28 protein-coding genes and 1 tRNA gene are annotated in these 24,727 nt (G+C 59.8%); 9 read left to right on the forward strand and 20 right to left on the reverse strand.

All coding sequences use genetic code 11. The annotated features are described in order from the left end of the window. The first annotated feature begins 265 nt into the window (after window positions 1-265). The 3 genes from ACN9M2_RS11985 (at window position 266) to ACN9M2_RS11995 (ending at window position 2,357) form a co-directional block, all read left to right on the forward strand. On the forward strand, window positions 266-775 hold the full coding sequence (locus ACN9M2_RS11985) for a hypothetical protein (protein WP_426284955.1): 510 nt from the start codon (window positions 266-268) through the stop codon (window positions 773-775). A 355-nt stretch (window positions 776-1,130) separates the two neighbouring features. Continuing rightward, window positions 1,131-1,844, forward strand: coding sequence for a DUF6988 family protein (locus ACN9M2_RS11990; protein WP_426287912.1), 714 nt, complete (start codon window positions 1,131-1,133; stop codon window positions 1,842-1,844). Between the two features lie 294 nt (window positions 1,845-2,138). Then, window positions 2,139-2,357: a hypothetical protein gene (locus ACN9M2_RS11995; RefSeq protein ID WP_426284956.1), complete on the forward strand. Its 219-nt coding sequence runs from the start codon at window positions 2,139-2,141 to the stop codon at window positions 2,355-2,357. Window positions 2,358-2,496: 139 nt separating this feature from the next. On the opposite strand, the gene ACN9M2_RS12000 is transcribed toward ACN9M2_RS11995, so the two are convergent. Both ACN9M2_RS12000 and ACN9M2_RS12005 read right to left on the reverse strand, forming a co-directional pair. Further along, window positions 2,497-2,805: a hypothetical protein gene (locus ACN9M2_RS12000; RefSeq protein WP_426284957.1), complete on the reverse strand. Its 309-nt coding sequence runs from the start codon at window positions 2,803-2,805 to the stop codon at window positions 2,497-2,499. 169 nt (window positions 2,806-2,974) lie between these two features. Next, window positions 2,975-3,139 carry a hypothetical protein gene (locus ACN9M2_RS12005; RefSeq protein ID WP_426284958.1) on the reverse strand — a complete coding sequence of 55 codons (165 nt, stop codon included), beginning with the start codon at window positions 3,137-3,139 and terminating at the stop codon, window positions 2,975-2,977. A gap of 20 nt (window positions 3,140-3,159) precedes the next feature. Here ACN9M2_RS12005 and ACN9M2_RS12010 point away from each other — a divergent pair, with 20 nt between their 5' ends. Beyond that, a complete protein-coding gene (locus ACN9M2_RS12010) occupies window positions 3,160-3,534 on the forward strand; it encodes a hypothetical protein (protein WP_426284959.1) in 375 nt (124 codons plus the stop codon). Between the two features lie 62 nt (window positions 3,535-3,596). On the opposite strand, the gene ACN9M2_RS12015 is transcribed toward ACN9M2_RS12010, so the two are convergent. The 6 genes from ACN9M2_RS12015 to ACN9M2_RS12040 form a co-directional block, all read right to left on the reverse strand. Next, entirely contained in the window at window positions 3,597-4,613 is a 1,017-nt protein-coding gene (locus tag ACN9M2_RS12015) for a hypothetical protein (protein ID WP_426284960.1), read from the reverse strand. A gap of 141 nt (window positions 4,614-4,754) precedes the next feature. Continuing rightward, entirely contained in the window at window positions 4,755-5,177 is a 423-nt protein-coding gene (locus ACN9M2_RS12020) for a hypothetical protein (RefSeq protein WP_426284961.1), read from the reverse strand. A 153-nt stretch (window positions 5,178-5,330) separates the two neighbouring features. Beyond that, window positions 5,331-6,389: a hypothetical protein gene (locus ACN9M2_RS12025; protein WP_426284962.1), complete on the reverse strand. Its 1,059-nt coding sequence runs from the start codon at window positions 6,387-6,389 to the stop codon at window positions 5,331-5,333. Between the two features lie 803 nt (window positions 6,390-7,192). Continuing rightward, on the reverse strand, window positions 7,193-7,345 hold the full coding sequence (locus ACN9M2_RS12030) for a hypothetical protein (protein WP_426284963.1): 153 nt from the start codon (window positions 7,343-7,345) through the stop codon (window positions 7,193-7,195). A 492-nt stretch (window positions 7,346-7,837) separates the two neighbouring features. Then, a complete protein-coding gene (locus tag ACN9M2_RS12035) occupies window positions 7,838-8,182 on the reverse strand; it encodes a hypothetical protein (protein WP_426284964.1) in 345 nt (114 codons plus the stop codon). A gap of 548 nt (window positions 8,183-8,730) precedes the next feature. Then, window positions 8,731-9,294, reverse strand: coding sequence for a hypothetical protein (locus tag ACN9M2_RS12040; protein WP_426284965.1), 564 nt, complete (start codon window positions 9,292-9,294; stop codon window positions 8,731-8,733). Between the two features lie 603 nt (window positions 9,295-9,897). On the opposite strand from ACN9M2_RS12040, the gene ACN9M2_RS12045 reads away from it, so the two are divergent. Together ACN9M2_RS12045 and ACN9M2_RS12050 are read left to right on the forward strand one after the other, a co-directional pair. After that, complete coding sequence (locus ACN9M2_RS12045) at window positions 9,898-10,179, forward strand: hypothetical protein (protein ID WP_426284966.1); 282 nt, start codon at window positions 9,898-9,900, stop codon at window positions 10,177-10,179. A gap of 10 nt (window positions 10,180-10,189) precedes the next feature. Then, entirely contained in the window at window positions 10,190-10,426 is a 237-nt protein-coding gene (locus tag ACN9M2_RS12050; RefSeq protein ID WP_426284967.1) for a hypothetical protein, read from the forward strand. A gap of 5 nt (window positions 10,427-10,431) precedes the next feature. Here the strand turns inward: ACN9M2_RS12050 and ACN9M2_RS12055 are convergent, their stop codons facing one another. Next, window positions 10,432-10,617 carry a DUF3606 domain-containing protein gene (locus tag ACN9M2_RS12055; RefSeq protein WP_426284968.1) on the reverse strand — a complete coding sequence of 62 codons (186 nt, stop codon included), beginning with the start codon at window positions 10,615-10,617 and terminating at the stop codon, window positions 10,432-10,434. A gap of 202 nt (window positions 10,618-10,819) precedes the next feature. Between ACN9M2_RS12055 and ACN9M2_RS12060 the strand changes: the two genes are divergently transcribed. Further along, window positions 10,820-11,746: a hypothetical protein gene (locus tag ACN9M2_RS12060; RefSeq protein ID WP_426284969.1), complete on the forward strand. Its 927-nt coding sequence runs from the start codon at window positions 10,820-10,822 to the stop codon at window positions 11,744-11,746. 282 nt (window positions 11,747-12,028) lie between these two features. Beyond that, window positions 12,029-13,510, forward strand: a complete 1,482-nt coding sequence (locus tag ACN9M2_RS12065; RefSeq protein WP_426284970.1) for a recombinase family protein — start codon at window positions 12,029-12,031, stop codon at window positions 13,508-13,510. A 17-nt stretch (window positions 13,511-13,527) separates the two neighbouring features. Here the strand turns inward: ACN9M2_RS12065 and ACN9M2_RS12070 are convergent, their stop codons facing one another. From ACN9M2_RS12070 to tpiA, 11 genes are all read right to left on the reverse strand, one after another. Further along, entirely contained in the window at window positions 13,528-13,728 is a 201-nt protein-coding gene (locus ACN9M2_RS12070; protein WP_426284971.1) for a hypothetical protein, read from the reverse strand. Between the two features lie 171 nt (window positions 13,729-13,899). Further along, the gene (locus ACN9M2_RS12075) at window positions 13,900-14,418 is read right to left on the reverse strand and encodes a hypothetical protein (protein ID WP_426284972.1); all 519 of its coding nucleotides are present in this window, start codon (window positions 14,416-14,418) and stop codon (window positions 13,900-13,902) included. Window positions 14,419-14,896: 478 nt separating this feature from the next. Further along, the gene (locus ACN9M2_RS12080; protein WP_426284973.1) at window positions 14,897-15,391 is read right to left on the reverse strand and encodes a hypothetical protein; all 495 of its coding nucleotides are present in this window, start codon (window positions 15,389-15,391) and stop codon (window positions 14,897-14,899) included. A 385-nt stretch (window positions 15,392-15,776) separates the two neighbouring features. Then, a complete protein-coding gene (locus ACN9M2_RS12085) occupies window positions 15,777-16,016 on the reverse strand; it encodes a helix-turn-helix transcriptional regulator (RefSeq protein WP_426284974.1) in 240 nt (79 codons plus the stop codon). Between the two features lie 529 nt (window positions 16,017-16,545). Continuing rightward, window positions 16,546-18,324 (reverse strand): recombinase family protein, encoded by a 1,779-nt coding sequence (locus tag ACN9M2_RS12090; RefSeq protein WP_426284975.1) that lies wholly within the window; start codon window positions 18,322-18,324, stop codon window positions 16,546-16,548. Between the two features lie 207 nt (window positions 18,325-18,531). After that, window positions 18,532-18,891, reverse strand: a complete 360-nt coding sequence (locus tag ACN9M2_RS12095; RefSeq protein ID WP_426284976.1) for a S24 family peptidase — start codon at window positions 18,889-18,891, stop codon at window positions 18,532-18,534. Window positions 18,892-18,901: 10 nt separating this feature from the next. Next, the gene (locus ACN9M2_RS12100; protein ID WP_426284977.1) at window positions 18,902-19,291 is read right to left on the reverse strand and encodes a hypothetical protein; all 390 of its coding nucleotides are present in this window, start codon (window positions 19,289-19,291) and stop codon (window positions 18,902-18,904) included. Window positions 19,292-19,381: 90 nt separating this feature from the next. Next, the gene (locus ACN9M2_RS12105) at window positions 19,382-20,608 is read right to left on the reverse strand and encodes a tyrosine-type recombinase/integrase (protein WP_426284978.1); all 1,227 of its coding nucleotides are present in this window, start codon (window positions 20,606-20,608) and stop codon (window positions 19,382-19,384) included. A 183-nt stretch (window positions 20,609-20,791) separates the two neighbouring features. Beyond that, window positions 20,792-20,876, reverse strand: a tRNA-Leu gene (locus ACN9M2_RS12110). Window positions 20,877-20,909: 33 nt separating this feature from the next. Continuing rightward, window positions 20,910-21,371 (reverse strand): preprotein translocase subunit SecG, encoded by a 462-nt coding sequence (secG, locus tag ACN9M2_RS12115; protein ID WP_371023106.1) that lies wholly within the window; start codon window positions 21,369-21,371, stop codon window positions 20,910-20,912. 25 nt (window positions 21,372-21,396) lie between these two features. Continuing rightward, window positions 21,397-22,146 carry a triose-phosphate isomerase gene (gene tpiA, locus ACN9M2_RS12120; protein ID WP_426284979.1) on the reverse strand — a complete coding sequence of 250 codons (750 nt, stop codon included), beginning with the start codon at window positions 22,144-22,146 and terminating at the stop codon, window positions 21,397-21,399. 112 nt (window positions 22,147-22,258) lie between these two features. On the opposite strand from tpiA, the gene ACN9M2_RS12125 reads away from it, so the two are divergent. Then, window positions 22,259-24,721 carry a DUF3772 domain-containing protein gene (locus ACN9M2_RS12125; RefSeq protein WP_426284980.1) on the forward strand — a complete coding sequence of 821 codons (2,463 nt, stop codon included), beginning with the start codon at window positions 22,259-22,261 and terminating at the stop codon, window positions 24,719-24,721. Window positions 24,722-24,727: the final 6 nt, after the last annotated feature.

A 24,727-nucleotide genomic window follows, 5' to 3' on the forward strand; every position in this document is an offset into this window, starting at 1 on the left:
CATCGTCAGCCTCACGCGGAGGCCGTGGGATGGTTAGCATCCTACAGGCACAAAAAAACCCGCCAAATGGCGGGTTTTTTTGTGGTCCGATACGGAGTGAACTCTCCGCCGAAACCGTTGTTGGTGCCAAGGGGGGCACCGCAAGACGGGATTTGTCAGCACCCCTAAGCTTTCAATGGGCCTGTTACTCCCATAGTTACTCACCGACTATGCCGCCTAGATCGGCATAGAATGGGGCCGGGGTGACCAACGGGGGGGAAGGCGGATGAAGAAGGCAATGACTGCTGGTGCGCTGGCCGTGCTCGTCACGGGATGCGCGGGCGTACCTGTAACGGTAAGAGACAAGGTCCCGCCTGCGGCCGATGTGGCCGTGGTCATGTTCCGGGACTGCACCATTCAGGGCCAAGAGGACTGTGATGGGTCTGGCCTAACCGCCGGATCTATCTTCGCCCGCGTCATGGCGTCAACGCCAGGGAAGAAAGCGGTGCCGCTGGACCGACCGGTGGGGCCTAAAGAGCCTCTGTCTGACGCGGACGCTGCGGCCTACGCCAAGGGAAAGGGCTACGCCTATGTCATCAATGGCGAGGTACAGGATTACTACCGCGTCGCCCCCTTCACCTTTAGAAGTGAACGGGCCGGACTGTCTGTGCGTGTCCTTCGCACATCTGACGCCTCCGTAGCTTCATTCTTCAGCGACCGCGACATCGCAAACAACCTAAGCACGCCTGACGCCATCATTGAGGGTATGGCGAAGAAGGTTGCCAAGGCCATGTGACGCCACCTGAGGGCGGGATGCCTGCCCTCCACTATTCGGGCCTATTTTAGGCCCGCGAGGGAAGGATACCCATGCATCACGAACCTCTCGCTCGGGTCAGGTACTCGGGGCGTTGGCGCATTTCCGGCCCGATTACCGCGAGTTGCATTCTCACGTTGGTCGTTTTGACTGGCTGCACCACCGCAAACCCTATTCGGGGAGCGTCTGGCGAGTCCTTGGTGCTGATCGAATGCGGAGCGGCCACTTCATTCTCCATCTGTTACAGCCGAGCCGCAAAGGAGTGCCCTAACGGCTACAGGACGGTTTCCGAAGAACCGGGGTTCAACAGGAAGACCTTGAAAGTCGCCTGCCAGTGATGGACGCAGACTCAGTCCAAACGGTGCTAGCCCGTTGTCGGCAGTCGAGGCAGAACAACGAGCGGATAAGGGAATTACTCCCTACCACCGCAGCGGCCTCACTACGAGCGAACTTCGCCAGAAGCGCGATTGACCTGTCGCTAGAGCACCACTCGGCCCTCGCAAGGGTCACCGAGGCAGGAGAGTATGGAACTGCTGGCGCATTGCTCCGACCGATACTGGAGGCAGCAACGGCGGCCTTCTGGTTCGTCTATGCCGCGACGTGTGACGAAATACGCGCCCTTCCGACTACCGTCATTGACAACCCCCCGCAGGACATTCCGGGGCTGGCGGACATGCTCAAGGTGCTCATTCCTACCTTTCCCCACATCCAAATGATGGCGGATGGCTTACGGGCTGGTGGTTCCGCGAAGTGGCTACACAAGTACGCGCATGGGGGAACACCTCAACTGACTCGTCGAGGGGCTCAGGGTTGGTCGGAAGGCGAAGTGATCTTGACACTCATCCGAGCGGATCTGTTTTCGACTCTGGCGGCCTCGGTGGAGACGGTGATCGCTCCGAACGCCCCCTTGTTCGCTTATGTGTTCGGCACGCGCGACGAGCTAGCAGCGGAATTTCAAACGGACTTCGGTGGTCAACCGATCCCTCCACAGCCGCACGGGCATCCTGTTGCGCCTCTGCTCGCGGATGGGTGCGGGCTACCTTTTGGTTGACGGTCCGGGCTGTTGATACCTGTTGTTATCAATGCCCCGCTCGATTGATATTCTTTGATTATTTATCAAAGCGAAGGCCCTAACCTGCCCTAGCTTCCCTATACATCCCCTGACTCCGAAGTACCCATCCACCGTACCTACAGCCATACCCGCTACCGCCCTACCGGGTCACCCGCGCGTCCTAGATGGAGTACCCCCTAGAGGGCGATTTCGGGCCACTCCAGCATGCGACCGGAGAGCACACGGCGGTCGTTTGATTCATTGATATAAATCAAAGTCACCAAGGAAGCTCAGATGACGGATTTCGATCCCGCGACGCAGATTAGTGACGCTATGCGCGAAGAGGCTAGGCAAAACCCGGGTGGCTGGGTCTATGTGATTTCTGGGAACTTCGCTCCCTCGGATGCCGTGCCACCGCATGCGATCGTGGGTGCGTGGAAGGTCGATGGCACAGGCGAAATCGTTGCCGGAAGCTTTCAGAGGAACCCCAACTTCATCGCCCAGCCGGTCTAACAGGCTCTACTTTAGAAATGTCCGGAGACCGCCAAGAGACACCCCACTACGCGGCATGCCTTCCTTGGTGCCACCAGTCTATGGGTCGGGGCATGTATCCCAGATAGACGCCCCGCCGTAGGCGGTCCTAGCCGCAAGATCAGTGCAACGTCTCGCACCCATCGATGGCGATAATTGCACCCTCGTCCGTATTGACGGAATTCTCCCGGTCAACCTTATAGCCACCGACAAGTACCTCCCCGTTTACGATACGCACGGTGATCGGCGTCTTAGCAAGGCTCGTAAGGTTCAGGGTCTCCCCCTCTTTAATGGTCTTCGAAAAATCCATGGGAAAGAACAGTACGACGCCGAGTGGCTTGCCTACCGATGAATCGGCGCTGCCACGAACCACGAAGTGCCCCAGGACGGAATGCTCGTCCACGAATCGCCGGGCTTCGCTCTTGCTCATGGCCGAAAGCCTGGCGGAGGTCTCCGCGCTGCATGAGCCGTCCACGGGTGCAAAGCGAGTGATTATCTGATCCCATTCTGGGGGATATGCGTATTTCGCGACCTTCTGGAACGTCGTCAGGATCGGGCTAGCAGCGATGGCGTCTCTCAGGTGCCTGAACTCGGAAACATCAGCCGAGGCGAGTGACGAAAAACCCAGGCATGCGACGAGAGACATTGTCGCGAGGGATAGAGAGGGCTTCATGCGAAACGGCTTCCTTGGCATTGAACCGGGCGGTGGCGTTGGTGATGGCCGCCTTTAAATACCATCGAACCGACGGCAGCACCAGCAGCATGCCAACTAACGGGGGAGCCTATGACCAACGAATTCAACATCGCGGGCAAAGACTGGTTCAAGGAGGACGAGGCCGCGCACTACTGCGGGGTATCGCTACGCCAGTTTCAGACGCACTACCAAAGTCTGGGCATTGCACCCAAGCGATTCATGGGAAGAAAACTCTTTGCCCGCGAGGAACTGTCATCGATCATCAGCCGGTCAGATCCTTGGCATCAACACACGCGGTCAGCCAAGGACCGCCAATCGTTCATTGATGCAATCGTGCGAGGTCGGAAGGAAGTGGAAGCGGCTGCAAGGCTGGCGAAGAAGCTTGCACGGGACACTGCTATCCCTCCCAACCTAGTTCCGACCCCAACGCGGCCCTACAAGCCGAGGAAGAAGGCGACCGGGTGATCACCTTTTCCAGTGTCAGAAAACCCCCGACGTCTCTTTTATAGCGTCGGAAAACCGAGGCTTCAGGGTTGATCGTCGGAGCTTGCGAGATCCCCGTCATCAGGTAGCACGGGAGTGGTCTCCACATGTGCAATACCAAGACCCGTCTTCTCGGTTCCTAGGATTGTCGCCTGCGATATCTGGTCGCCTCGCACACGAGCAATAATGTACAGCTGAAGGGGTTCGCCCTTGGCGAATGCTTGCGAAATCTCTTCGATTGCGGCGCTCGCCTTTTCGCCACGGAAAAGATCCGTGCGAATCTGTCGATCGTTGGTTTGATCTAGAAGCTGAATTGTCCAGCGGTCCTTTAGGCTACGAAGGCCCACGACCAAATACTTTGCATCGACCCGCTGCGGGTTCCAGCTATCGCGGGATTTCCGATTGAGCGCTTCTACATCAGAACGATCGAACTCCTGTGCACCCACGGACACATGGGTGGCATCAGGAACACTCTTCACGATGCTCAAGACGTTCTGCGTTAGTGCATCGTTTGCATGCCTTGAAGCGGCATTTTCTTCCAGAAGTCTCATTTCAAGTTGGTGTCGATTGATTTCCGACACATCCTGCGAATTATGATCAAGCAGATTCTTAAAGCCGAAGTATCCGGAGGCGATGAGCGCCAAGCCAAGAACGGTGACCACGAGCTGTTTGCCGGTCATCTTGTCCACCAATTTGCTAGCGATCGAATTGAGGTTCTCAGTGAGGCTCGCCCAAAAATCGCTGCTACCCTCATCGACCTTGAAAACGAGTTCGTTTGCAAATCTCTCTTCTTCGGTAAATGCTCGACTAGAACTACCGTACACGTTTCCCGCATGAATCTGATTCAGCACGTGCTGAAATTCGACCAGGGCTCGCATTAACTGGGTGGGGACAGTTTGGTGGTAGCGAGGACCACTGACGTTCAACTTGAAGCTCGGCCAATCGGAGAACTTAATTAATACGCTCTCGTCGGCTGAAAATGCGCCATCCAACGCTCGCCTGAGTAGCTCAGCAGCTTGGTCTGCCGAGGTAACCTCTAGCGTCTTGACTTCCTTGCTCAAGTTTATCCCCCCCCCAAATTGTAGATCCGGGCGGAGATTAGCATTGTTCGATTCCACAGGACACGTCTGGGGCGGGAGGCAATGCACTACTTCCTCCCGCCCATCAAGACCGAGCCGTGAGACACCGTCCCATCCCTGCACTTATGGCCCGGTGGCCGTGGCGGCGGGGAGACCGTAAAGGTAATAGTTGAGCAGGCCCTGCCGTTGGGCCTTGGGCTGCTTGCCGATCCAGCGCTTGATGGCCTCTGCCGTAGCACCCGCATCCGCCGCCGTCTGGCCGGTTCGGGCGGCAACCCTGGAATTGGCTGCCCCGATGGCATCGCTGACGCCGAGGCCGAGGCTTGAGCCTAAGAGGCCACCCTCGATGCCTCCCAGGCCCGATCCCAGAAGGCCGCCGATGCCGCTACCGATGGATCGGCCCAGCCACCCGCCATGGTTCCCTAGGTTCTTGCCGAAAATGGCTCCCGAGAGCAGCCCTTGGGCTTGCAGGTCCGCTGCCGTCCCCGGACCCGCCGCTGCAATCTTCTGGTCGGAGATCCCGCGACGCTGGAGGCTATCCCTCACGTTCTCCAACTGGACCCGTGCCTGGTCACTGAGCCCGTAGTTGGCCTTGTCGTCCGACCGTAGGGCCTGCTTTACACGAGCGACTGCAAGCTGTGGATCGCCAGCAGTGTTAAGGCTACCCGGAGCGTTAGGGTCCAGTAGCCCTCGGATGGCCTACATGTCGTTAATGGGCTGGGAGAGCTTGGCGTACGTCGCCAGGTTATTACGATAGCCCGGTACCGCTCGGTCGAGAGTAGAGACAATTTTGGCGGTGACCGGTCCATACAGCGCAGCCTCTTGAGAGCCGACAACGCCATGGGTGGCGTTCGCGGACAGCATATTCCCTATGTTCTGCCGCATATCGTCAAGGGCCCGAGCAGGGACCATTCCGGTTTCGTCGGCATTCCGGGCGATCAGGTCGAGGTGCTGGCGGGCTGCCCCGGCCACGGTGGGATTGCCGGACTTCGTAAGCTCCGCAAGCTGTGTAGCGATCCGGCTGGGGTCCACCATGTTCTGATTGATAGCGGTGATGGCCTGGTCGAGCACCTTTTGCGCCTTCTTGCTCTTCACCGTAATCTGGTTCAGAAGATCGGCACCCTGCCCCTCGTCCAGCGTTCCCCTGGCGACCTTGGATGCGATGGATTTCGCTTGCTGAAGGGCTTCGTAGTCGGGCCTGAATACCTGCCCCTTCACGTCTCCCAACAGCCCCACCGCCGTCTTGTAACGCTGTTGCGGATTGCTTGGGGACAGGTAGTCCTTGAAGTACGGAGCGGTTGCATCCCGGCGTGCCTGCACCGCAGCCGTCAGGTCATCGTCGGTGCCCGCGATTTGCTGCAACAGCCCCATGCGTGCCGCGTTGTTGGAATTGTCCTGGGCAACGAAGGCGGTGGCCGATGCAGGGTTGTTACGCAGCATCCTCTCCGCCTGCACAGCTTCAGGCGTCTGCAACACCTGGGCGGCCGACGGCACCTCACCAGGGACGAACGCTGGCGCACTAGCCAACCGCTGCACCGTTGCATCATTGGCCCCGTACAGGCGGGCGATGTTCGCGTCGGCGATCGCTTGCGGATTCGTGACGTGCTGGACAACATTCCCGATACCACGGCCAACTGCCGAAGCGCCAGCCGATGCTCCATACAGCAGCGGTCCCGTGACGGTCCCAATAGCGACCTGTTTGGCCTTGTCGGCTGCGTAGTTGTCTCCGCCGTTCGTTACCGGCTGAGCCGCTGCCATGGTGGCACCCTCTCCCCCAAGAAGCCCGAGCTTGCCAATCGTCTTCGTCGCCGTAGGCAGAAGGCCCAAGGCTCGGGCTTCACCAAGCCCAGTTGCCCACGGAAGCACCTCGCCGATAGTCGCTCCTGCGTAGCTCGCATAGTTGTCGGGAACGGACTATTGATATGCCTGCTCACGGTCTTGCACCCATTTGTCGTAGGCAGCTGTTTGTCGATCGATCCAATTCCCTTCCTGCTTGCCCGTGATGAGACCCGAGAGCGTCTTGTCAGACGGGGTGACAACATCGCCCACGGCCTTAGCGCCGTGCATGCCCAACTGCGCGAGGCCGACCGGGATGCCGCCTAAGTGGTGCGCAATCGGATCAACGAGGTTGTTGCCGAACTGGTTGAGCTAGTCGTATTGATCCTTGAGGAATCTCCCGGTCCTATCCATCAGCGACGGTTGGGCAGCCTCCGGAGTACTCACCATCGGGGACGGAGTTTGACCCTAGGGGTTGCCTAGGTTCGCCTGTGCGTATGCGATAGCGTCCTACTCAGAGGCGCCCTCGGGCGCATTTATCTCGTAGGTGTGGCCGTCCGGTCCGGTAACGTGGAAAACGGGCATCAGTCGACCCTCCGAGCAGACCAGCCACCGTTCTCCGCAGCCTTAGGCTTTTCTTCGCCCTTGAACTTGGTGAACAACGCCTTGGCGTCAGGGCTTACGAGTTGAATGCTTTTGGACCCGTAGCCCAAACCCTGGTCAAGCTGTGCCTGAAGACCCGCGAGACGACCCTCGATCAGGCTGGCCGCGGTGCGTCCAAAACCCTACTGCTGCGTCGGTGACAGGCTCGCATCGAGGCGAGAGCGGATCTGTTCGCGGTCCGCCAACGCACCGTTACTACCCGCGAAGACCTTCGCCAGTTCGTCGGCAACGGCGTCCGCGTTGAGGTTGTAATTGTTCACCGCATCCTTGCCCACGGCCTAACCTGCCGAGTTCGCAATGCTGTTCCACATCGGGAATCGGCCATTGTCGAGTTTCTTGCCCTGCTCAAGCAGCTGATCAAGGTGGTGGGCCGCCGTGTTGAGTGCCGTGATGTTCTTCGCGGTGGTTCCCGACGTGAAATCCTTACGCGAAGCTGCGCGAGCCTGATAGCTACCGGCTTCGAATGTAGGGTCAACCTGCTGCGCATCCTATACGACAGCCTGCCACCATGGCGAAGTGGCGGCCTTACCCGTGGGGACAGGGTAGCGACCTTCCACTACTGCACGAACAACGCCCTGACGGTCAGCGGGAAGCGTTTTCAGGAAGTCCTCGCCGTTGGGAGTGCCCGGGGCGTAGCCCTGTGCGTCTGTGGCAGCCCCAGGAAGTGGAAGGCCGAGTGCTTGAAGCGCCTGCTCTCGGGAATAGCCCTGCTTCATCAGGAAGCCTGCGTTCCGCTCGATTGCCGTTTGTTGACTGCCGCCTTCTGCCTACCGCTGCCAGCGAGGCGCGGAACTTTCCGTAACCCAAGGCGCGCCGTTCCCCGCCCGCGTCTGGTGAAGGAGATTAGAGCCCTGGGTGATGTCCCTCGTGTTTAGATCCTCCTGTGCCTTCTGCGTCTGCAAACCGACAAGTTGATTGCGAAGCTCGTTCTGATGCAACTCCATCGCGGCCTGAGGGTCGATGCTTGCAAGCTCAGTGATATAGCCCTGCTGATCGAACACGGGTTTGCCGTCCGGCCCCTGCGTGACGTGCTTCAGGGCAAGATCTTGGATATTTCGACGCCGCTGCTGCTGGTCCTGCTCGTCCGTCAGCTGTGACTGCTGGAGTTGCATACGCTGCTGCTGGAACTTGTCGTCCTGAAGCTGGCGCGCACCCTGCTGAGCGGAACTGATACCGCCCAGCAGACCACCGGAGATAGCCTAGACCGGCGTCACGCCTGGCTGACTGTTGGCAGCAAGGATAGACAGACCTGCATTGAGCAGTCCGCTATTGGACAGCTAGCGGCGTTCATCATCGGTGATGCCGGGAGTTGGGCCCAAAAGCCCATCAAGAAGTGCCATTAGTTTTCCGCCTCACTGGATGGTATCGGGGGCAAAGCCCATGGTGGCCTTGCGGGCCGGGTTCTGCTCAAAGATGGTGACGACCGCGCTTACAGGCACCCATACGAAGTGAGACTCGCCAAACTCGTTAGGGGTAAGAGCGCAACGCAAGAACTGGGGTTGGGACGCGTCAAGATATGCGCAGCGGAGCGTCGTACATGCAGTGAGCGGCTTATCATCCACGGCTGCCAAATACCAAGGCAGACTGTCTGGCACGGCATTGGCGCGAGCCGCTGGGCTAGAAGGATCGAGGACTACGATGAACTCCATGCGCTTAGTCCTCAGAGGTAGTAGGAAGCGAGGCCCGCGGCGGCACCAATAGCAGTGCCCCAGCCAGGCGCAACAGAGCCCGCCGAGCCACCAGCGATCGCGGCACCAATTGCACCGCCTGTCGCCGCCCCGCCCGCACCGGCCGCAACTGCTCCACCGACTGTACGAGGCTTATAGGCCGGGTTGAGTCCCGAGGTAGCCGACGCCTGGAACTGTCCAGCCGTCGAGTTGAGCGCATTGCCATAGTTCGCAAGGCGCTGCTGATCGTAGCCGTAGTTCTTCTGATACCAGTCGTTGTACGCTTGGTCGATACCGCCCTGGGCGTAGTCCTGCTGAACCTGCCCAAGCCCCGCAGCTTGTCCGTTCCACTGAGCTTGGAGCGACGACACGCCGTTGAGCGCGTTGGACGCTCCAAGGATGTTCTGCGAATTGTTCTGCGAGGCCGCAAGCTGGTTCTGGAAGCCCTGCTGCCAAAGCTGCTGTTGGTTTTGGAGGTCGGAATAGCGAAGATTGGTTGTGTTCGCAGCCAGTCGGTCTGCAAGCGTCTGCTGAGACTGCTGCGACGCCTGGGCCATGGCCGAGCCACCGAACGCCCCTCCCTGCGAGAACTGCGCGGCAAGAGAGGGAACCGCACTCTTGTTGTAGGCGTCCGTGGTGTCTTGGTTCGACTGCGCAATAACCTAGTTCAGGTTTCCGCTACCGGCATACGGATTGTTCTGCGCCGTGACGTTCTGGCTGCCGTGAAGGACGTCCTACAGATACGCCGACTGCGCATTGCCGTTATTCACGCCATTCATGGCGACTTGCCCCGCATAGTCCTGAAGGTATGACGGGGGAGCATTGAGCTACCCATCGTAGGACTGGTACGGCTTGTCGTTGACTGCATTCGTCTGGTTGAAGAAGCCTTGGTAGGCGTTCTAGAGAAACGGAGGGAGTTCCGTCTTCGTCGTCGTCGTCGTGTTCTTTGGTTGTCCGCCACCGCCGCCCATGTTGATTCCTCGATGTGATTTTGAATAGTCCCGCCCGACTGGAAAAAGAGAGCCGTGCATTGCCCGGCACGGCGTCGGGCGAGGTAGGGCCTTGAGGCGGCAAGGTTCCCTATACATATAGCCGTTTTTAGGGTGCGTTTCCGTCCCGTGGATATGTCCACGAGTTATCGTCCGGACTACACTCAGCCAATGAAACCGGCCACTGCAAGCGCCCTTACCGTCGCAGAGATCGTGCGTGATTCGGCGGCCATGAACGAGGCCGCCCTCGCCGGTGACTTCAACGAGTCGCGATTTCGTGCCCAGCTGATTATTGCCAAGGCTGATGCTGCGGGCCTAGATGATATCGTCCTGGCTGGCGCTAGGGTGATGGACAGGCTCGGTCCGCCCGGCTCCGCCCCACGGCAGAACTATGGAGAGGCAATGCTGGGCTTAGCCCACGCCCTCGATGCCATCGGCTTTGACCCCTTATGATCCGTCAGTTGTGACCAGTCTCTCCGAGATCAGGCGAGCCAACCTCGCCACGGTTTTGCGCGAATTGGAGGCGGACGGCGTGAGCAGCTTACGTGAGCAGGCTGACATCCTAGGAACCTCAGAGCGCGTGGTCGAGGCCATCCTGAAAGGCAGTTCCATCGACGACGCCCTGGCCCGCGAAATCGAATGGTCCGCCCATAAGCCGGTTTATTGGATGGACGAAGACAACAAAGGCAAACCGCTCTAGCCTCCCTAGCGGCGACGACGTAGATCGGCCCTGACGTCATCAGCCATCGGGCCAACTCGTTTCACAGATGTCCGCAGTTGTTCCTCTGAAACTCCAAGCTCCTTAGTCCAGTAACGAAGCTCGTACTCCTCGTTGATGTTGATCCGGGTGCGATCTGCTGGACCGCGATTAGTCTTGTCGTCGGACGTCATCTCTCTTCAGTTGGCTCGGCTGAGCGTGCCGAAGCGCGCATGTGCCGTTCGCGAAGAACATCAATCACCGCCGTCCAACCGTAAAAGCAAACGTGTAAGGTTTTTCCTACACAGTCGCAGGACAAGCCCTACAGACTTGCAAATAGGGGGCTTGCGAAACTCCGCGAGCCCCAGCAGGGGGCACTAAAAACAGGGACCACCAATGATCGGAAAGATGAAAGCGTTGGCGCTAACCGCTACAGCGCTTTGTGGGTTTGTCTCAATGTCCGCTTCAGCAGACTGGCTGAAGGCTGGACAATCGCTCGGCGTCAACCAAAGCCTCACGAGTCACGACGGGCGATACACGGCGATTATGCAGGGCGATGGGAATTTTGTTGTTTACCGCCTCGCTGACGGCGCTGCGATATGGAACACGGAAACCTCGGGCTCCGGTGCCGTCGCGGCATTCATGCAGAGCGACGGAAACTTTGTGCTCTACAGGGCGGATGGTAGCCCTGTCTGGTGGACAGGAACGGTGGCAAACGCCGGCTTGGCGAATGAGTTCACCGTGGATGACTCCGGCATGGCCGTGGTCGTGGCCTACGCCCCGGTGTGGGCGACAAACACCGTTACTCCTGGCGGCGCGCCGCAGGCCGCCCCACTCGTCTTTCAGTACGGTTTCCATTTCGAGCGCGGAGTCGTCTACAACGGTCCCAATGGCAATCAATGGACCTTTCAAACCGACGGCAACCTCGTTCTCTATCACAACGGTAGGCCCGTGTGGGCAAGCAACGTAACCCAGGCACATGGCGGACCTGCCATTTATTCGGTCTTCGATGGTGGCCTGACCACGTGGAATGACTCCGGATATGTCTGGCAGGGGGCGTCGAACTGGTCATATCCGGCTGGCTTCACGTATGAATCCGGCGTAGGTAAAACATTAAACCTACATGGGGATAGCACGTTACTTAACATTCAGGACGATGGAAACGCCGTTATCTGGGTAGCCGCTCGCAAATGGGGCGCACCGGCCAATGACCCACCGGCGTCCACTCTACCGCCAGCGTCCGGCCCACATTGCATCGGAGATCCGACCGCTCCGGCCTGTACCGGAAGCGGTAAGGAACATGATTGGGAGTTCCCCTGGTGAATCAACCGCTCTGATCTAGTCACTGCGACGACAGGGGCTCGACAATTAGGTCGGGCCCTTTTTTGGGAAGCGGCAGCGCGCGCAACTGGAGAGTCACAAACATCCAGACTCGATTGAGAAAGTGCCCCTTATTCATCCAGCCCCCTGTAACGCGGCCGTTACAACTTGTCGTTGCTTATCTACCGGCGTAGCGTCAGCTAGCAAATCTCGGAAGCAAACATGACTAATCGGAATGCTCTTGGCAGGGCTTCCCTAGTCGTCCCAGCGGCGGAGTACATCCGTATGTCCACGGATCTCCAGATATGCTCCCCGGTCAATCAATCCATCGCCATAGCCGCCTATGCGCAAGAACACGGCATGCGCGTCGTCCGTAGCTACTTCGACCGAGGACGGAGCGGCTTGGATATTGGCGGGAGGGATGCTCTACAACGACTAATTACAGACGTACAGTCAGGCTACGCGGAGTTCAAGGCAGTCCTTGTGTACGACGTCAGTCGGTGGGGCCGGTTTCAGAATTCGGATGAAGCCGCCTACTACGAATTCCTATGTACCCAAGCTGGAATCAAAGTCTGTTATGTCGCCGAGTTATTCGACAACGACGGTTCGCCGCTGGCGATGATTCTCAAGGGTCTGAAACGCACCATGGCAGCCGAGTACAGTCGCGAATTGTCCGAAAAAGTGTATGCCGGACAATACAGGGGGACGTGCCTAGGGTTCCGACAGGGAGGTTACTCGGGGTACGGGATGAGGCGCATGCTGATTGATGCGGAGGGAATCCGAAAGGGCATCCTCCAGTTCGGTCAACGAAAGAGCATCTATACCGACAGGATTATCCTCGTACCCGGCCCAGCAAACGAGGTGGCCGTTATCAGGCGGATATTTCGTGAGTATGTTGGGGGAAGATCTCTACGTCAGATTGCGATTCGGCTCAATGCAGATGAAATCCCAAATCTGCTCGGTCATCGCTGGGTCTATGGTGCCATCAGGCGCATACTCGTAAACGAAAAGTACATTGGCAACAATGTCTTCTCACGCTGTAGCAAGAAGCTAAAACAACGCACCGTTTACAACCACCCGTCGGCATGGGCTCGAAAAGATTCAGCTTTCGAAGGAATCGTCCCCCCTGCCCTGTTCTACAAAGCGGCAGAGCGTCTAGCACGCCAGCGGGAGGAGCCCACCACGAGCGAGATGCTAGATACCGTTCGGAGGATCATGGCGAGGGACGGCTCGCTCAGTATTAAGCAAATTCGCGATGAACCGGGAGTGGTGTACTCGCAGTATCGAAACCGGTTTGGAAGCATGCGGGAGCTTTACGAGATGGTGGGCTACAAGGGCCATAAGAGCCTGAGCTTTGTCGTGCCGAGGCTGCGCATTAAAGGCTGGCGGGAAAGCCTGACGGCATTCATCAGGGAGACGATCAACGAGTCTGGATCACGTACCCGAAGGAATGGGTGGGTCATACACGTAGATGACGCATGGACGCTGAGCGTCGTCGTTCTCCAGGCATCACAGCACAAGGGGCGTCAACGGTGGATTTCTCGCCGTGCGCCCATGAATACCGATGTCGTGGTCTTCGCAAGGATGGCTCTCGACGGTGGGACGCCCATCGATTACGTCGTACTCCCTCGCCTCGCGTGCGGGGCCGGGAGGGTAAGCGTTCGAAACGAGAACGGACCGCTCCTAGAAGCTCATACCTTCGACTCCCTTAGTGTTCTCCGCGATCTCGCAACAGCCTCAGCCTTGAGCACTTCGCCGTGTGGCTGACCCAGCTAGCGACGGCGTCACGGCTTCGCGTAGAGCAGACAGCGCTTTCGGACTTTGTCGAAATTTGCAGAACCAGCACCGTTCGCGCTGATGCGTCCCTTGAGTATCTTCAAACCAATATCTCGTTCGTGGCCTTGCTTGCGCGTCACGGGCTTGCCGCCAATCCAGTCGTTCACTCCACGAGGGTGGCCCGGAGCGGAACGGACGAAGGACTTCACATCTTGGAATTCGTCATTCTCAGGGGGTGCATCGCTCGGCTGCTGAGACAAGCAGAACTTGTGAATTGGCTTGCACGCCACGAGCCGGGGCACCTGAGAACGCTACAGGGACTACTAGAAGTCGAATTGCGCCCCTTGGCAAACGATCACCCGTGACAGATGTCACGGACGTTAACCTAGGGCCTCCAAAAACCGTCTCGACGCCGTAAGAAGCCAGGACCGCAGACGGGCCTCTGCGGCACGCGTAGCAGCACGGTAGCCACTAGCACGGATTCCCAACAACTTAGCCCTCGCGTCCTGCGGGATGGATGCTCTCCGAAACATGATTCTCTCCATGGCGTCGGTCAGCGCTTCCGAAGCGAACGCACCACGAACGCATGCCAGTCCGAACCGCTCCACATCCGGCCAGAACCGTTCCACGTCGCCGGTTGCATAGAGAAGAAGGATCGCCTCTAGGGGACCGTCCAGCTTTGTCAGAGATAACGCGGCAAGGGCATCGTGGCTCGGCTTGCAGACGGGTATAGCTACCCTATAGGCCGACTGTCTCCATGCCCGCTGCCGCCTCACATGCTGAGAGCCACCTACCCTCCACGCCGCTTGCTCGGTGACCCAGCCCAGGGTGCACACGGCCAGCGCGTAATTCTTCGGGTCGTCGTCGGTCCCCTGAACGAATGGAGCGTCGATGGTCATCGCAGCCCACGGGCTTCCGTAGCCTAGAGCACTCGCGAGGATTCGCGATGCCCGCTCGATGGGTTCTTGTTCCGTATCGGCCCGCCTGCCGATAGTCACTCAGGCTTCCCGGCGTCGTTGTTCGGCAACCCGAAGCTCATAGCGTCGCCAGGCCCAACGGCGGTACGGAACTGCCAGCAAGGTGCAAGCACCCAACTGCACCCGTTGGACGTCGGGCTTGCGGTTGTTCCAGCCCGGCGACCGTTGCGTAACGGCAAGAGCGTTACTCAGAGCGTTACGGCCCGTTACACCGGGTCCGTGCGTGTCCTCTTTCGACGCGGACAGTTTCGACGCATCACCGGAGGTCGTTGGGAGGTATCCGGGGAGATAGTGGACGGTCATAAACTAGAGACCCCTTGGTATATATCTATAAAGGTGTCCGGAATCCGGAGCAAGGAATTCCCAAAAAGTGTGCTGACAACTACGGAATCCGGAGCAATCACGCAGCCCTTGAAACATCACTGCTCCGGATTCCGAACCTAGTTACTCCGGATTCCGAACTTGGCGATGTGTTTTTCGGGGAGCGTTTGAACGGGATCTTGAGTTGCTTATAGTCGTTCGCCGCGACGCTAGTAGCACAGCAATCTAGCTTGCCCCCGCATTCGTCGATGGGTTGCCAGGTGATGGCGTATAGGTTCGCCGAGTTGCGACCTCCTTGCCGTGTCAACGTGATAAACCCGTAGTGAAGAAGTTCTTTCAGGGATCTGTCTAATGTGTCGGACGAGCGCCAGCCAAGGGCCGCCATGATCTTTATGGATGCGCCGAGGTCACCATTGTTCTTGCCGTTGTATTGGCGGGCGATGGCACAGAGCAGCTTGATGGCCGTGCCGCCACACGCCCTCCAGTTCGCCGAGTCTTGTACCTCATGGGGCAGCTTGACGAATGGGCCTGAAAGTTGCCGCCCCTTCTCCTTGCGTCGTTTCTTTGTCGTCACTCGGCACCCCCTGAAAAGGCCCCCACCATCGAGGACTCACGGGTAACCAAGGGGGTGGGTAGGGGTGCGACCTGCGTCCCTGATGATGGGGCATGGAAATTGGCCCTCGCGCGGTCGATACGTGAGCCCGTCTTCGCTGATGCCCGTAGTCGGGTTCGGACATCCGCCCATCGGGCCTCCACCTTCGGCCACTCACGAATGAACGTGGCGAACTGGTCTGATGACAGGACGCTCTCAACACGTTGCTGGCCACCAACCTTTACCACCTCGGTCAGGAGCCCGCAGACGCGCTCGCCCTGAATGTGCTGGGCGATGGGCCACTGTGGGTCGAGCGGGCAGATGGGAGCGTTGCAGAAGTCAAATCTGGGGCAACGAACCGCCCCTTTCATGCGTCACCTCGTGACGCGGCGATCCGCGCGGCGGCCCATGCCTGAACCTCTGATTCGACCCAGGCGCTTGTGGACAGCCCGAGCTTTACTCGTCCGGGAAACTTCCCTTCGGCCTCCAATCGATACACCTGACTTCGCGAGAGCCCTGTACGGGCGCACACGGCAGGCAGCCGAAGGAACTGGATAAGCGCGTCGAGCATATAGGCGTTCGACACGGTCGCGGCACTATCGGTCATGAGGCGGTCCTAGGTGGACGGCCATGCACTAAGCCCTTGCGGCAGGCAAGCAACCGTGCTTACCATGGAGCCGCCGTAGCCCGGAGAGCACGGCCTACTTCGCAGTAGAAAAAGCTCCTAGCCCTCACCGCGCCAACGGTGGGGGCTTTTTATTGCCCCCTAGAGGTCTAGATGCCCGGATGACACAGATTTTGTGACTCCTGCCGCATCCATACACAACATATGGAGTTGCATTGCGTCCAATCCTGTGCTTGGGATCATGATCCAGTGCGAGGGTGGCGATGTAAAGTCATGACCCGCGTCGACAGAAAACGGCGCCGTCGATGGCGCACTTTCATCACGCTGCCGCTTTCCTCGCTAAAGCAATGGGTTAGGTGTGTTCGACATCGAAGTAGAAGGGCATCGATTTTTCCTGAATGATAGACAACAGCCAAAATATCAATAACTTAGAAGTCTCGCGCCGCGCCGACGTGTCCTGAGGGGCCGGCTACCTACGATCAGCGTGGCTTGGCTACGAACTGCCCCGCCCTCACTGCATCGTCAGCAGGTCGTCCGCACCCCATTGGAGTACCGCTAGGGCGGCTGGGTGGTGCCTTGCTAGCCAGCAGACTAGGGCGGCGTTTTTCAGTTGGGTACTGCCTTGCCGGGATAGCAATATGTATCGGAGGATCGTTTCTCCATCACCGTCTGGAGCACTCTCCAATGCACCGAAGTTCGCACCCTCTTTCGTGAGTTCCAAAAAACTTTCGACAATGGTCAGTGCTTCTGAGATCGACTGGCCGCGCTTCCTGAACCTCTCCGCCAGCCCATGAATATCGGTTGTTTGATTGAGAGGGGGCGCGTCCACCGCCCCGCGTCCCAGGCAGCGAGCTAACGAGAGCAACGAACTTGAGGTATATGCCGCTACCGCAGGATAGGTTCGTCCAGAAACATTCTCCGGGATGAACCCGTAGATCGCGGCGGGCCAAAATACGTAGTCTCTGATGGTGGAACCATCCGCTGATAGTCGCGCAAATATCACAATGTCCGCACTGTCGGGAGCCTTTCTTACGTACCAGCGTTGGGTCTCGTGATAAAGCGATGTCCTTAGAACCGCGACGGACAATGACCACGCGTGCTCTACCTGAAGCTGCCAGCCCTGGCGACTGACGGATAACCCCGCTTGCTCAAACATGGCCTTGACGGCGGCCGTGGTGCTCTCTCGCACACCGAGGAAATGGGCCCGTGCATCCGCATAGATGAGATTCCTCTTTGGAGTGAACCCAATGAGCCGATACACGTGCCTGAGACCACCGAAACGGCGCACGAGTGTTGGCACGGATACTGACTGGCGGTCTTCCCGGATCAGCCGACTATTGATCTCCCCCTCCCGCGCAAGAATTTCTCTGAGGGGAGACAACACGTCGTCGTCCGCCTTCTTCTTAGCCATCTGCTCGAAACGCTCTTTGGCCTTAAGGAACAATTGACGTGACACGAGGGGTTTGAATGAGGACTTCCGCGTGATCCATGCAGTCTCGGGTGCGTTAACGCGAGGCAGATGAAAGCTTCCATGGGTACGCCCGAACACATTATCTCCAACATACTTCGCGCTTTTAAGTAGCGCCCGGATGCGATGGTTGTTCCACCCTTTACCGTCAAGGAAACTTATCGCTTCCGCGTTTAGTCCGCGTGCGATCGCTGCTGCGCCCATCCCAGCTGCGAACTCCCTGAATATCCTGCGCACCACCCGAACCTCATCCTTAGGCCCCGGCACCAGAATGACTCTGTCTGTGATTACCGCCTTTCGCTGTCCGTGCTCCAAGATGCCCTGTGGCCGCCCTAAAGCGTCCAATCGCATGCGCCTTAAGCCGTAGCCAGCCGAGCCACCTTGCCGGTATCCCATACTGATAAGCCTGCACTGTCCTGCATAGACTTTCGCGGAAAGCTCGCGGCTGTATTCCCCAGCCATCGCCCGTTTCAGTCCCTTCAATACCGCTGAACATGGCGTCCCGTCATTTGAGAACGGCTCCGACACGTAAACGACGCTGACGCCGCCTAGGTTGCACACGAACTCGTGGTACGCCGCCTCGTCGGGATTCTGAAAGCGGCCCCAGCGGCTCACGTCGTACACGAGAACGACGTCGTATTCCTGCTCACCGCTGCGAATGTCAGCGAGTAGACATTGAAGTGCGTGTCGCCCCTTTATCCGCACGCCGCTTCGACCCTCATCACGGTAGCTCTTGACGATAGCCATAGCGTGGGCAGCGGCATAGGCCGCAATTGCGGCAGACTGGTTCTGGGTCGAATACTGTTGCTGATCCGTGGACATCCGCACGTATTCAGCCGCCCTCACGGTGGCTTCGGCCCTGCCAGGGGCGCGTGCACGGGACATAAGTGGGTTCAAACCGGGTCTGGTGAACCACCCACACCGTACGCCGCCGCGACGACTACGGCAACCTGATCGATCATCTGCCCAACAAATAAGCCCGCACTAGGCGGGCTTATTCTCCGATCCTATGTAGTAGATCTTCCCCTTTTAGAGGCCACCGTCGCCACGACGCTCGATAACGCGCCCAAGGATCGTGAAGCTAGGTTCGTCATTCACGAGCTCATCCGGATACAGCGTCTTATCCGGGTTATCCGACGACACTCTGAGCAAATTGTCGGTCGCGTAAAGCAGACGGCCCACCCGCACGCTCCCACACACAGATATGAGAAAACAGCGGTCGTTCACAGGCTTCTTATTGCCTGTGTCTACAGTGATGATGTCGCCAGCGTAAATCGTCGCAGCCATCGATTCGTCAAGAACGCGAAGGTGCTTGATCCGTGACGGCTCGCCTAGGAAGTGCGTGAGGGACTGAGTTGCTATGCTGCTAGTGTAGAGTTCGTTACCCATGGCGATGCCCTCAGTTGACCTTGCAGGATGAAGCTTCCGCCGCATCGGCGAGAAGGCGCGCGATAGCGTCTGGCCCAAGCCGTGCAAGAAGGTCCGGACGTCGTGGCAGGTCCCTGATGTCAAGGTCTACCCATTCAAGGATTCGGCCGTTGTCGTCCTCTGCTACAAGGGCAAGGGCGTCTGAGTCCATGCCACGAACCCACCGTGAGAACGGCCGACGTCCCTCGCGCATGCATTCCATGACCTGAAACAGAAGTGTTTTCAACGACGGCTGAAGCTGGCCGTACAGACTGAGCAATTCCCGCTCCTGATCCGTTTCCGCGAGAGCGGCATTGAGAAGTGAGGCCCTGTTTAGGGCCAACGTACCTGTCGACCGAGCGGCTACAATGTTCTTACCCATGATCCCGACTCCTAGTGTCGTGGTTGTGGTTAGGCGGGCGGGGTACTGCAATACCCTGTCCCGCCGCTTCTGACTCTCGCGTCAGAATTCTTACGCCGCAGACCCCGCCTGCGGTTTGAATGCAACGACCTTGCCACCCGCCTTGAGGCCGTCAAGGTAGTCTGCCCATGCCTGCATCATCCGCGTGCGCTCTTTGAGGTATTGGGCGGCGTGCGTGTATGCGTCACGGACCTTGTTCGATTCGGCGTGGGCTAGCTGGCGCTCGATGGCGTCGGCGTTCCACCCCATTTCGTTCAGACGTGTAGCGGCCAGGCTACGGAATCCATGACCAGTCATTTCATCGCCCGTGTACCCGAGGCGGCGTAACGCGGCGTTGATGGTGTTCTCGCTCATGGGCCTAGACGCAGAACGGATGCTCGGGAAGACGAAGCGCCCATGCCCTGTGAACCCATGTAGTTCGCGTAGGACCGTAACGGCCTGTTTCGACAGAGGGACGAGGTGAGCGGCCTTCATCTTCATGCGAGCACCCGGAATCCGCCAAACAGCCGCGTCGAGATCGAATTCGGACCATTCGGCCTGACGGAGTTCGCCTGGGCGAACGAAAACCAGCGGGGCGAACCGGAGGGCGCAGAGGGTTACGTACTGGCCCGAGAAGCCATCAATAGCGCGCAATAGCTCGCCGACCTTGTGTGGGTCCACGATGGCAGCGTGATGCTTCACCTTAGGTGCTTTCAGAGCGCCCCTGAGGCTCGTCGTGGGGTCGATGTCGGCAAAGCCCTCGATGATCGCAAAGCGGAAGACCTGCCCTGCCTTGATCTTGGCGCGCTTCGCCGTCTCAAGCATGTCCTTCCCCTCGATCTTCCGCAGGGTTTCCAGCAGGTCACGTCCGGTGATTTCTTTTATCGGCCGGTCACCAAGGTCTGGATAAAGGAATGTGTTGAATATCCAGCGCGACTTGCTCGCCGTCGCCTCCGCCACGTCCTGTCGGACCATCCAAAGCTCGGCCACCGACCTGAAAGTGTGGGCCGGGGCAAGAGCAAGCGCACGTTCCCGCTTAGCCTCCTGACGGCTGGCGCTCGGATCTACACCATTCGACAGCATCGCCCGTGCAGCATCGCGACGTAAGCGTGCCTGGGCGAGCGAGATAGACGGGTACGTGCCCAGACTGAGCATCTTCGCCTTACCGTCGAAGCGATAGCGAAAGCGCCAGCGAGGTGCGCCACTCACCGGAACCTCTACAGCCAATCCACCGGAATCTGTGACGCGATACAGGGCGTTGCGATGTTTCAGGGCCCTCAATTTGGCGTCGGTGAGCATGTGAGTAACCAGTAATGGCCCGGTGAGTAGCTACCACTCTACTCACAAAGTTACTCACACGCAATAGGGGATGTGCTGGGACCGCTAGCGACACTCTGGGACAGCCAACCAATAAAAAACCCGCCACTAGGGCGGGTTCTCTATACCTGTTGAGTCGGGATGATACGACCCGAAACTCACATTTGGTGCCCAAGGGGGGACTCGAACCCCCACAGCCTAAGCCGCTACCACCTCAAGGTAGTGCGTCTACCAATTCCGCCACCTGGGCATAACTTTTACAGCGTGTCGCGTGTATCGCTGATTATTTCTTGGCCGGTTCGGCGGGAGCCTTGGTGGCTTCCTGCTTCGGGGCCGGAACATCGTTGTTCGCTGCCGGAGCCGGCGCCGTGGCGGCCGGGGTGTCACCGTTGGCTGCGGCGGGTGCGCGGGGCACGTCCGACGCGGCCGGGGTCACCGGAGCGTTGTTGGCGGGAGCGGCCGGCGTGGTAGCGCCGGACATCACACCAAGATCCGCGGCCGGCTGGGGGTTACCCGAGCGACCGAGGTAGATGCCCATGCCGAGGCTGAGCAAGAAAAACAAGGCTGCGAGGACGGCCGTGGCGCGGGTCATGAAGCTCGACGAGCCACGCGCACCGAACACCGTGGCGGAAGCACCGCCACCGAAGCCGGAACCTGCCTCCGCGCCGGCACCGCGCTGCATGAGAATCAGCACGATCATCGCCGCGGCGATCAGGATATAGAAAACGCTGAAGAGAATGAACATGTCTTCTTGGTTTGCCGTGTCGCGATTATCGCGCCGCGGCGCATATATCCAGGAAATCGGGAGCCACCAGGGCGGCGCCACCGATGAGTCCCCCGTCCACGTCCGGTTGGGCGAAAAGTTCGGCCGCATTGGCCGGCTTGACGCTTCCGCCGTAAAGCACCCGGGTCAGGAGCGAGATATTAGCATCCTTTTTTGCCAGTTGGCTACGGATGAAGGCATGAATTTTTTGCACCTTCGCCGGGGTCGCCGTCAGTCCCGTACCGATGGCCCAGACCGGTTCGTAGGCGATCACCGCCTCGCGGAACGCGCCGATGCCGTTGTGTTCCAGGACCGCGGCCAGCTGGCGGCCGATCACATCCTCGGCCCGGCCCTCCTCGTGCTCCTCACGGGTCTCGCCCACGCAGAGGATCGGCGTGAGCCCGGCCTTGCATGCCGCCTCGAACTTCTTCGCCAGCAACGCGTCGCTCTCGTGCTGGTACTGGCGCCGCTCGGAATGGCCCACCAGGACCCAGCGGGCACCCACGTCGCACAACATGTCGCCCGCGATCTCGCCGGTATAAGCACCCTGCACGTGGTGCTCCGAAAGGTCCTGCGCGCCGAAGCCCAGGCCGCGGTCGCCATATTCGCGTGTCAGGCCCTCCAGATAGACGTCCGGCGGGAAGACGACGACATCCACGCCGTCCGGCCGGTTTTCGACGATCTCCCTGACCAGGGCGTCGGCCATGGCGCGGGAGCCATGCATCTTCCAGTTACCGGCGACCAGCTTCTTGCGCATGGGGCGTTCCAGGCGTGGAGAAAGGGGCGGCAGGATAACGGCGGCACCCTCCCCGGCAAAGCTGCATTGCCGCATGGAAGGCGCCGCACGCGCCGTTCACCGAGGGTAACGCATGCATCGGGCATTTGACCTGGTCGACACCGGCTCCGATGATCCCTTCATGCGCATCCTGAGAATCCTCTTCATCGCCTTCCTCCTCGCCGGCTCCGGCGGCGCGTTCGCGCAGGCGGACGACCCCAGCACGCCACAACAGATCGACGACCTGCGTGGCCGCCTCGACCAGATCGAGAAGGCCATGAAGGACGACAAGATCACCAACACGATCATCGACGACCTGCGCGGCAAGTCCGGCGATGTGGCCAGCGACGCACAGAAGCTGTCCGCCTCGTTGCAACAGAACCGGGACGCGGCGAAGGCGCGGCTGGACCAGTTGGGCCCGCCACCCGCCGCAGGCACCAAGGAGGCGCCGGAACTGGCTGCCACCCGCAAGGACGCGCAGAAGACCTTCGACGCCGTGGATGCGCAGGTCAAGCAGGCCGACGGCCTCGCGCTCGAAGCCCAGCAGACGGCGAACCAGCTCTCCGACCTGCGCCGCATCCGCTTCCAGGAACTCATTTCGCAACGCACGAACTCCCCGCTATCGCGACCGTTCTGGTCGGAACCGGCGGCGGCCTTCCCGCGCGACGCCGCCAACCTGAGCGACTTCGCCGGCACGGTCAGGACCGATGTCGCCGCCAGCTGGAACGTCGGCAACCGCACGGCCCTGATCACCTGCGCCCTGCTCGGCCTGCTGCTGATGACCGGCGTGCGCTTCTACATCGAACATCGCGTTCGCCACCTCACCGCCAACCGCATGCCGCCCGGAAGGCTGCGCCGCTCGGCGTTGATCCTCGGCATCGCCCTCACCTCCACGCTCACCACCGGCCTGGGCACGCAACTGCTTTACCTGGGTCTGAACTGGAACGACACCTTCAGCCAGGAAACCGACGAGATCGCGCGCGCGATCGTGCAACTCGTCTTCTTCGGTGCCTTCATCGCCGGCCTCGGCAGGTCGCTGATCTCGGCGAAGCGGCCGTCGTGGCGCTTGCCGGCCATTCCCGACCAGACAGCCATCGACCTGCGCCGCTTCCCGATGCTGATCTCGCTGGCGGTGGTGCTGTTCTACTTCCTCAAGCAGCTGAACCACACCATCGGCACCAGCCTCGCCGCCACGGTGCTCACCAGCAGCCTGCAGGCGATCGTCTTCACCGTGCTCAGCGCGTTGGCGCTGCTGCGACTGGGACGCACGCACCGCCACGACGAAGACGGCACGCCGCCCGCGCCCCGGCCCATCTGGGCCAGCGTGCTCATCGCGGCGGCATGGATCGCGATCGTCTCCTCGTGGATCGCCCTGCTGACCGGCTTCATCTCGTTCGCTTCGTTCATGGCGGGCCAGGTGGTCTGGGCGGCGATCGTGATCGCCGCGACCTATCTCGCCATGCGCCTGGTCGACGACCTGTTCGAGACGCTGCTTTCCGAAAAAGGCCCGATGAGCGCCCGCGCACAGGCCATCTTCGGCACCCATCCCAGACTGCTCGACCAGGCCGGCGTGCTGCTGTCGGGCGTGGTCCGCCTGGGCCTGTTCCTGTTCGGCATCACCGCCGTGATGTCCGGTTTCGGCACCGGCGCGACCGACCTCCTCACGCTCGGCAGCAAGCTGCAGTCGCTGAAGATCTACGACGTCGAACTGAAGCCCAGCCAGATTCTCACCTCGATCGCGCTGTTCTTCCTCGGCCTGCTGGCCGTGCGGGTGGTCAAGAACTGGATGTCCGAACAATACCTGCCCAGGACGAACCTCGACCCGGGCATGCGCAGTTCGTTGACCACCCTCCTCGGCTATGTCGGCATCGTCATCGTGGTGGCGATCGCCCTGTTGGCGATGGGTCTCTCGGTGCAGAACGTGACCTGGGTGGCATCAGCGCTCTCGGTCGGTATCGGTTTCGGCCTGCAGGCGATCGTGCAGAACTTCATCTCCGGCCTGATCCTGCTCGCGGAGCGGCCGGTGAAGGTCGGCGACTGGGTGGTGCTGGACGATGCGGAAGGCGATATCCGCCGCATCAACGTGCGTGCCACCGAGATCCAGGTGGCCGATCGTTCGACCATCATCGTGCCGAACTCGTCGTTCATCACCAAGCCCGTGCGCAACATGACGATGGCCAACCCGCAGGGCCGCGTGCTGATCAAGCTGCCCATGCCGCTCGACAGCGACCCCGTGGACGTACGCGAGCACATGCTGGAGGCCATGCATGCACACGCGTCGGTGCAGGAGACGCCCGCGGCCTCCGTCACGCTCGACAACATCGACCGTACGGCGATGACGTTCGTCGCCACCTGCTACGTGGGAAGCCCACGCGATGTGGGCAGCGTGAAGAGCGACCTCCTGTTCGACATCATCGCGCGCCTGCGCGGCGCCGAGATCCCCCTGCTGCGACCACAGGACCTCGTGCTGCGCTCGGGTGGCAACATGGGCGACCTGCCCGGCCCGACCGGAGCGGGCGCGCCGAAGGCGTCGATCGATCCGGACCCGGCGAGCTGATGGCGC

The organism is Luteibacter sp. E-22 (assembly GCF_049913125.1).
Lineage (GTDB): Bacteria > Pseudomonadota > Gammaproteobacteria > Xanthomonadales > Rhodanobacteraceae > Luteibacter.

Coding starts and splice junctions, on each gene's coding strand:
- ACN9M2_RS12075 (WP_426284972.1), bottom strand. CDS start 14,418: ATGACCATCGACGCTCCATTCGTTCAGGGGACCGACGACGACCCGAAG.
- ACN9M2_RS12095 (WP_426284976.1), bottom strand. CDS start 18,891: ATGGGTAACGAACTCTACACTAGCAGCATAGCAACTCAGTCCCTCACG.
- ACN9M2_RS12105 (WP_426284978.1), bottom strand. CDS start 20,608: ATGCTCACCGACGCCAAATTGAGGGCCCTGAAACATCGCAACGCCCTG.
- ACN9M2_RS12090 (WP_426284975.1), bottom strand. CDS start 18,324: ATGTCCACGGATCAGCAACAGTATTCGACCCAGAACCAGTCTGCCGCA.
- ACN9M2_RS12125 (WP_426284980.1), top strand. CDS start 22,259: ATGCATCGGGCATTTGACCTGGTCGACACCGGCTCCGATGATCCCTTC.
- secG (WP_371023106.1), bottom strand. CDS start 21,371: ATGTTCATTCTCTTCAGCGTTTTCTATATCCTGATCGCCGCGGCGATG.
- ACN9M2_RS11985 (WP_426284955.1), top strand. CDS start 266: ATGAAGAAGGCAATGACTGCTGGTGCGCTGGCCGTGCTCGTCACGGGA.
- ACN9M2_RS12085 (WP_426284974.1), bottom strand. CDS start 16,016: ATGACCGATAGTGCCGCGACCGTGTCGAACGCCTATATGCTCGACGCG.
- ACN9M2_RS12060 (WP_426284969.1), top strand. CDS start 10,820: ATGATCGGAAAGATGAAAGCGTTGGCGCTAACCGCTACAGCGCTTTGT.
- ACN9M2_RS12055 (WP_426284968.1), bottom strand. CDS start 10,617: ATGACGTCCGACGACAAGACTAATCGCGGTCCAGCAGATCGCACCCGG.
- ACN9M2_RS12045 (WP_426284966.1), top strand. CDS start 9,898: ATGAAACCGGCCACTGCAAGCGCCCTTACCGTCGCAGAGATCGTGCGT.
- ACN9M2_RS12005 (WP_426284958.1), bottom strand. CDS start 3,139: ATGCTGCTGGTGCTGCCGTCGGTTCGATGGTATTTAAAGGCGGCCATC.
- ACN9M2_RS12100 (WP_426284977.1), bottom strand. CDS start 19,291: ATGGGTAAGAACATTGTAGCCGCTCGGTCGACAGGTACGTTGGCCCTA.
- tpiA (WP_426284979.1), bottom strand. CDS start 22,146: ATGCGCAAGAAGCTGGTCGCCGGTAACTGGAAGATGCATGGCTCCCGC.
- ACN9M2_RS12065 (WP_426284970.1), top strand. CDS start 12,029: ATGTCCACGGATCTCCAGATATGCTCCCCGGTCAATCAATCCATCGCC.
- ACN9M2_RS12035 (WP_426284964.1), bottom strand. CDS start 8,182: ATGCAACTCCAGCAGTCACAGCTGACGGACGAGCAGGACCAGCAGCAG.
- ACN9M2_RS11995 (WP_426284956.1), top strand. CDS start 2,139: ATGACGGATTTCGATCCCGCGACGCAGATTAGTGACGCTATGCGCGAA.
- ACN9M2_RS12000 (WP_426284957.1), bottom strand. CDS start 2,805: ATGAGCAAGAGCGAAGCCCGGCGATTCGTGGACGAGCATTCCGTCCTG.
- ACN9M2_RS11990 (WP_426287912.1), top strand. CDS start 1,131: ATGGACGCAGACTCAGTCCAAACGGTGCTAGCCCGTTGTCGGCAGTCG.
- ACN9M2_RS12040 (WP_426284965.1), bottom strand. CDS start 9,294: ATGGCCCAGGCGTCGCAGCAGTCTCAGCAGACGCTTGCAGACCGACTG.
- ACN9M2_RS12025 (WP_426284962.1), bottom strand. CDS start 6,389: ATGGCAGCGGCTCAGCCGGTAACGAACGGCGGAGACAACTACGCAGCC.
- ACN9M2_RS12010 (WP_426284959.1), top strand. CDS start 3,160: ATGACCAACGAATTCAACATCGCGGGCAAAGACTGGTTCAAGGAGGAC.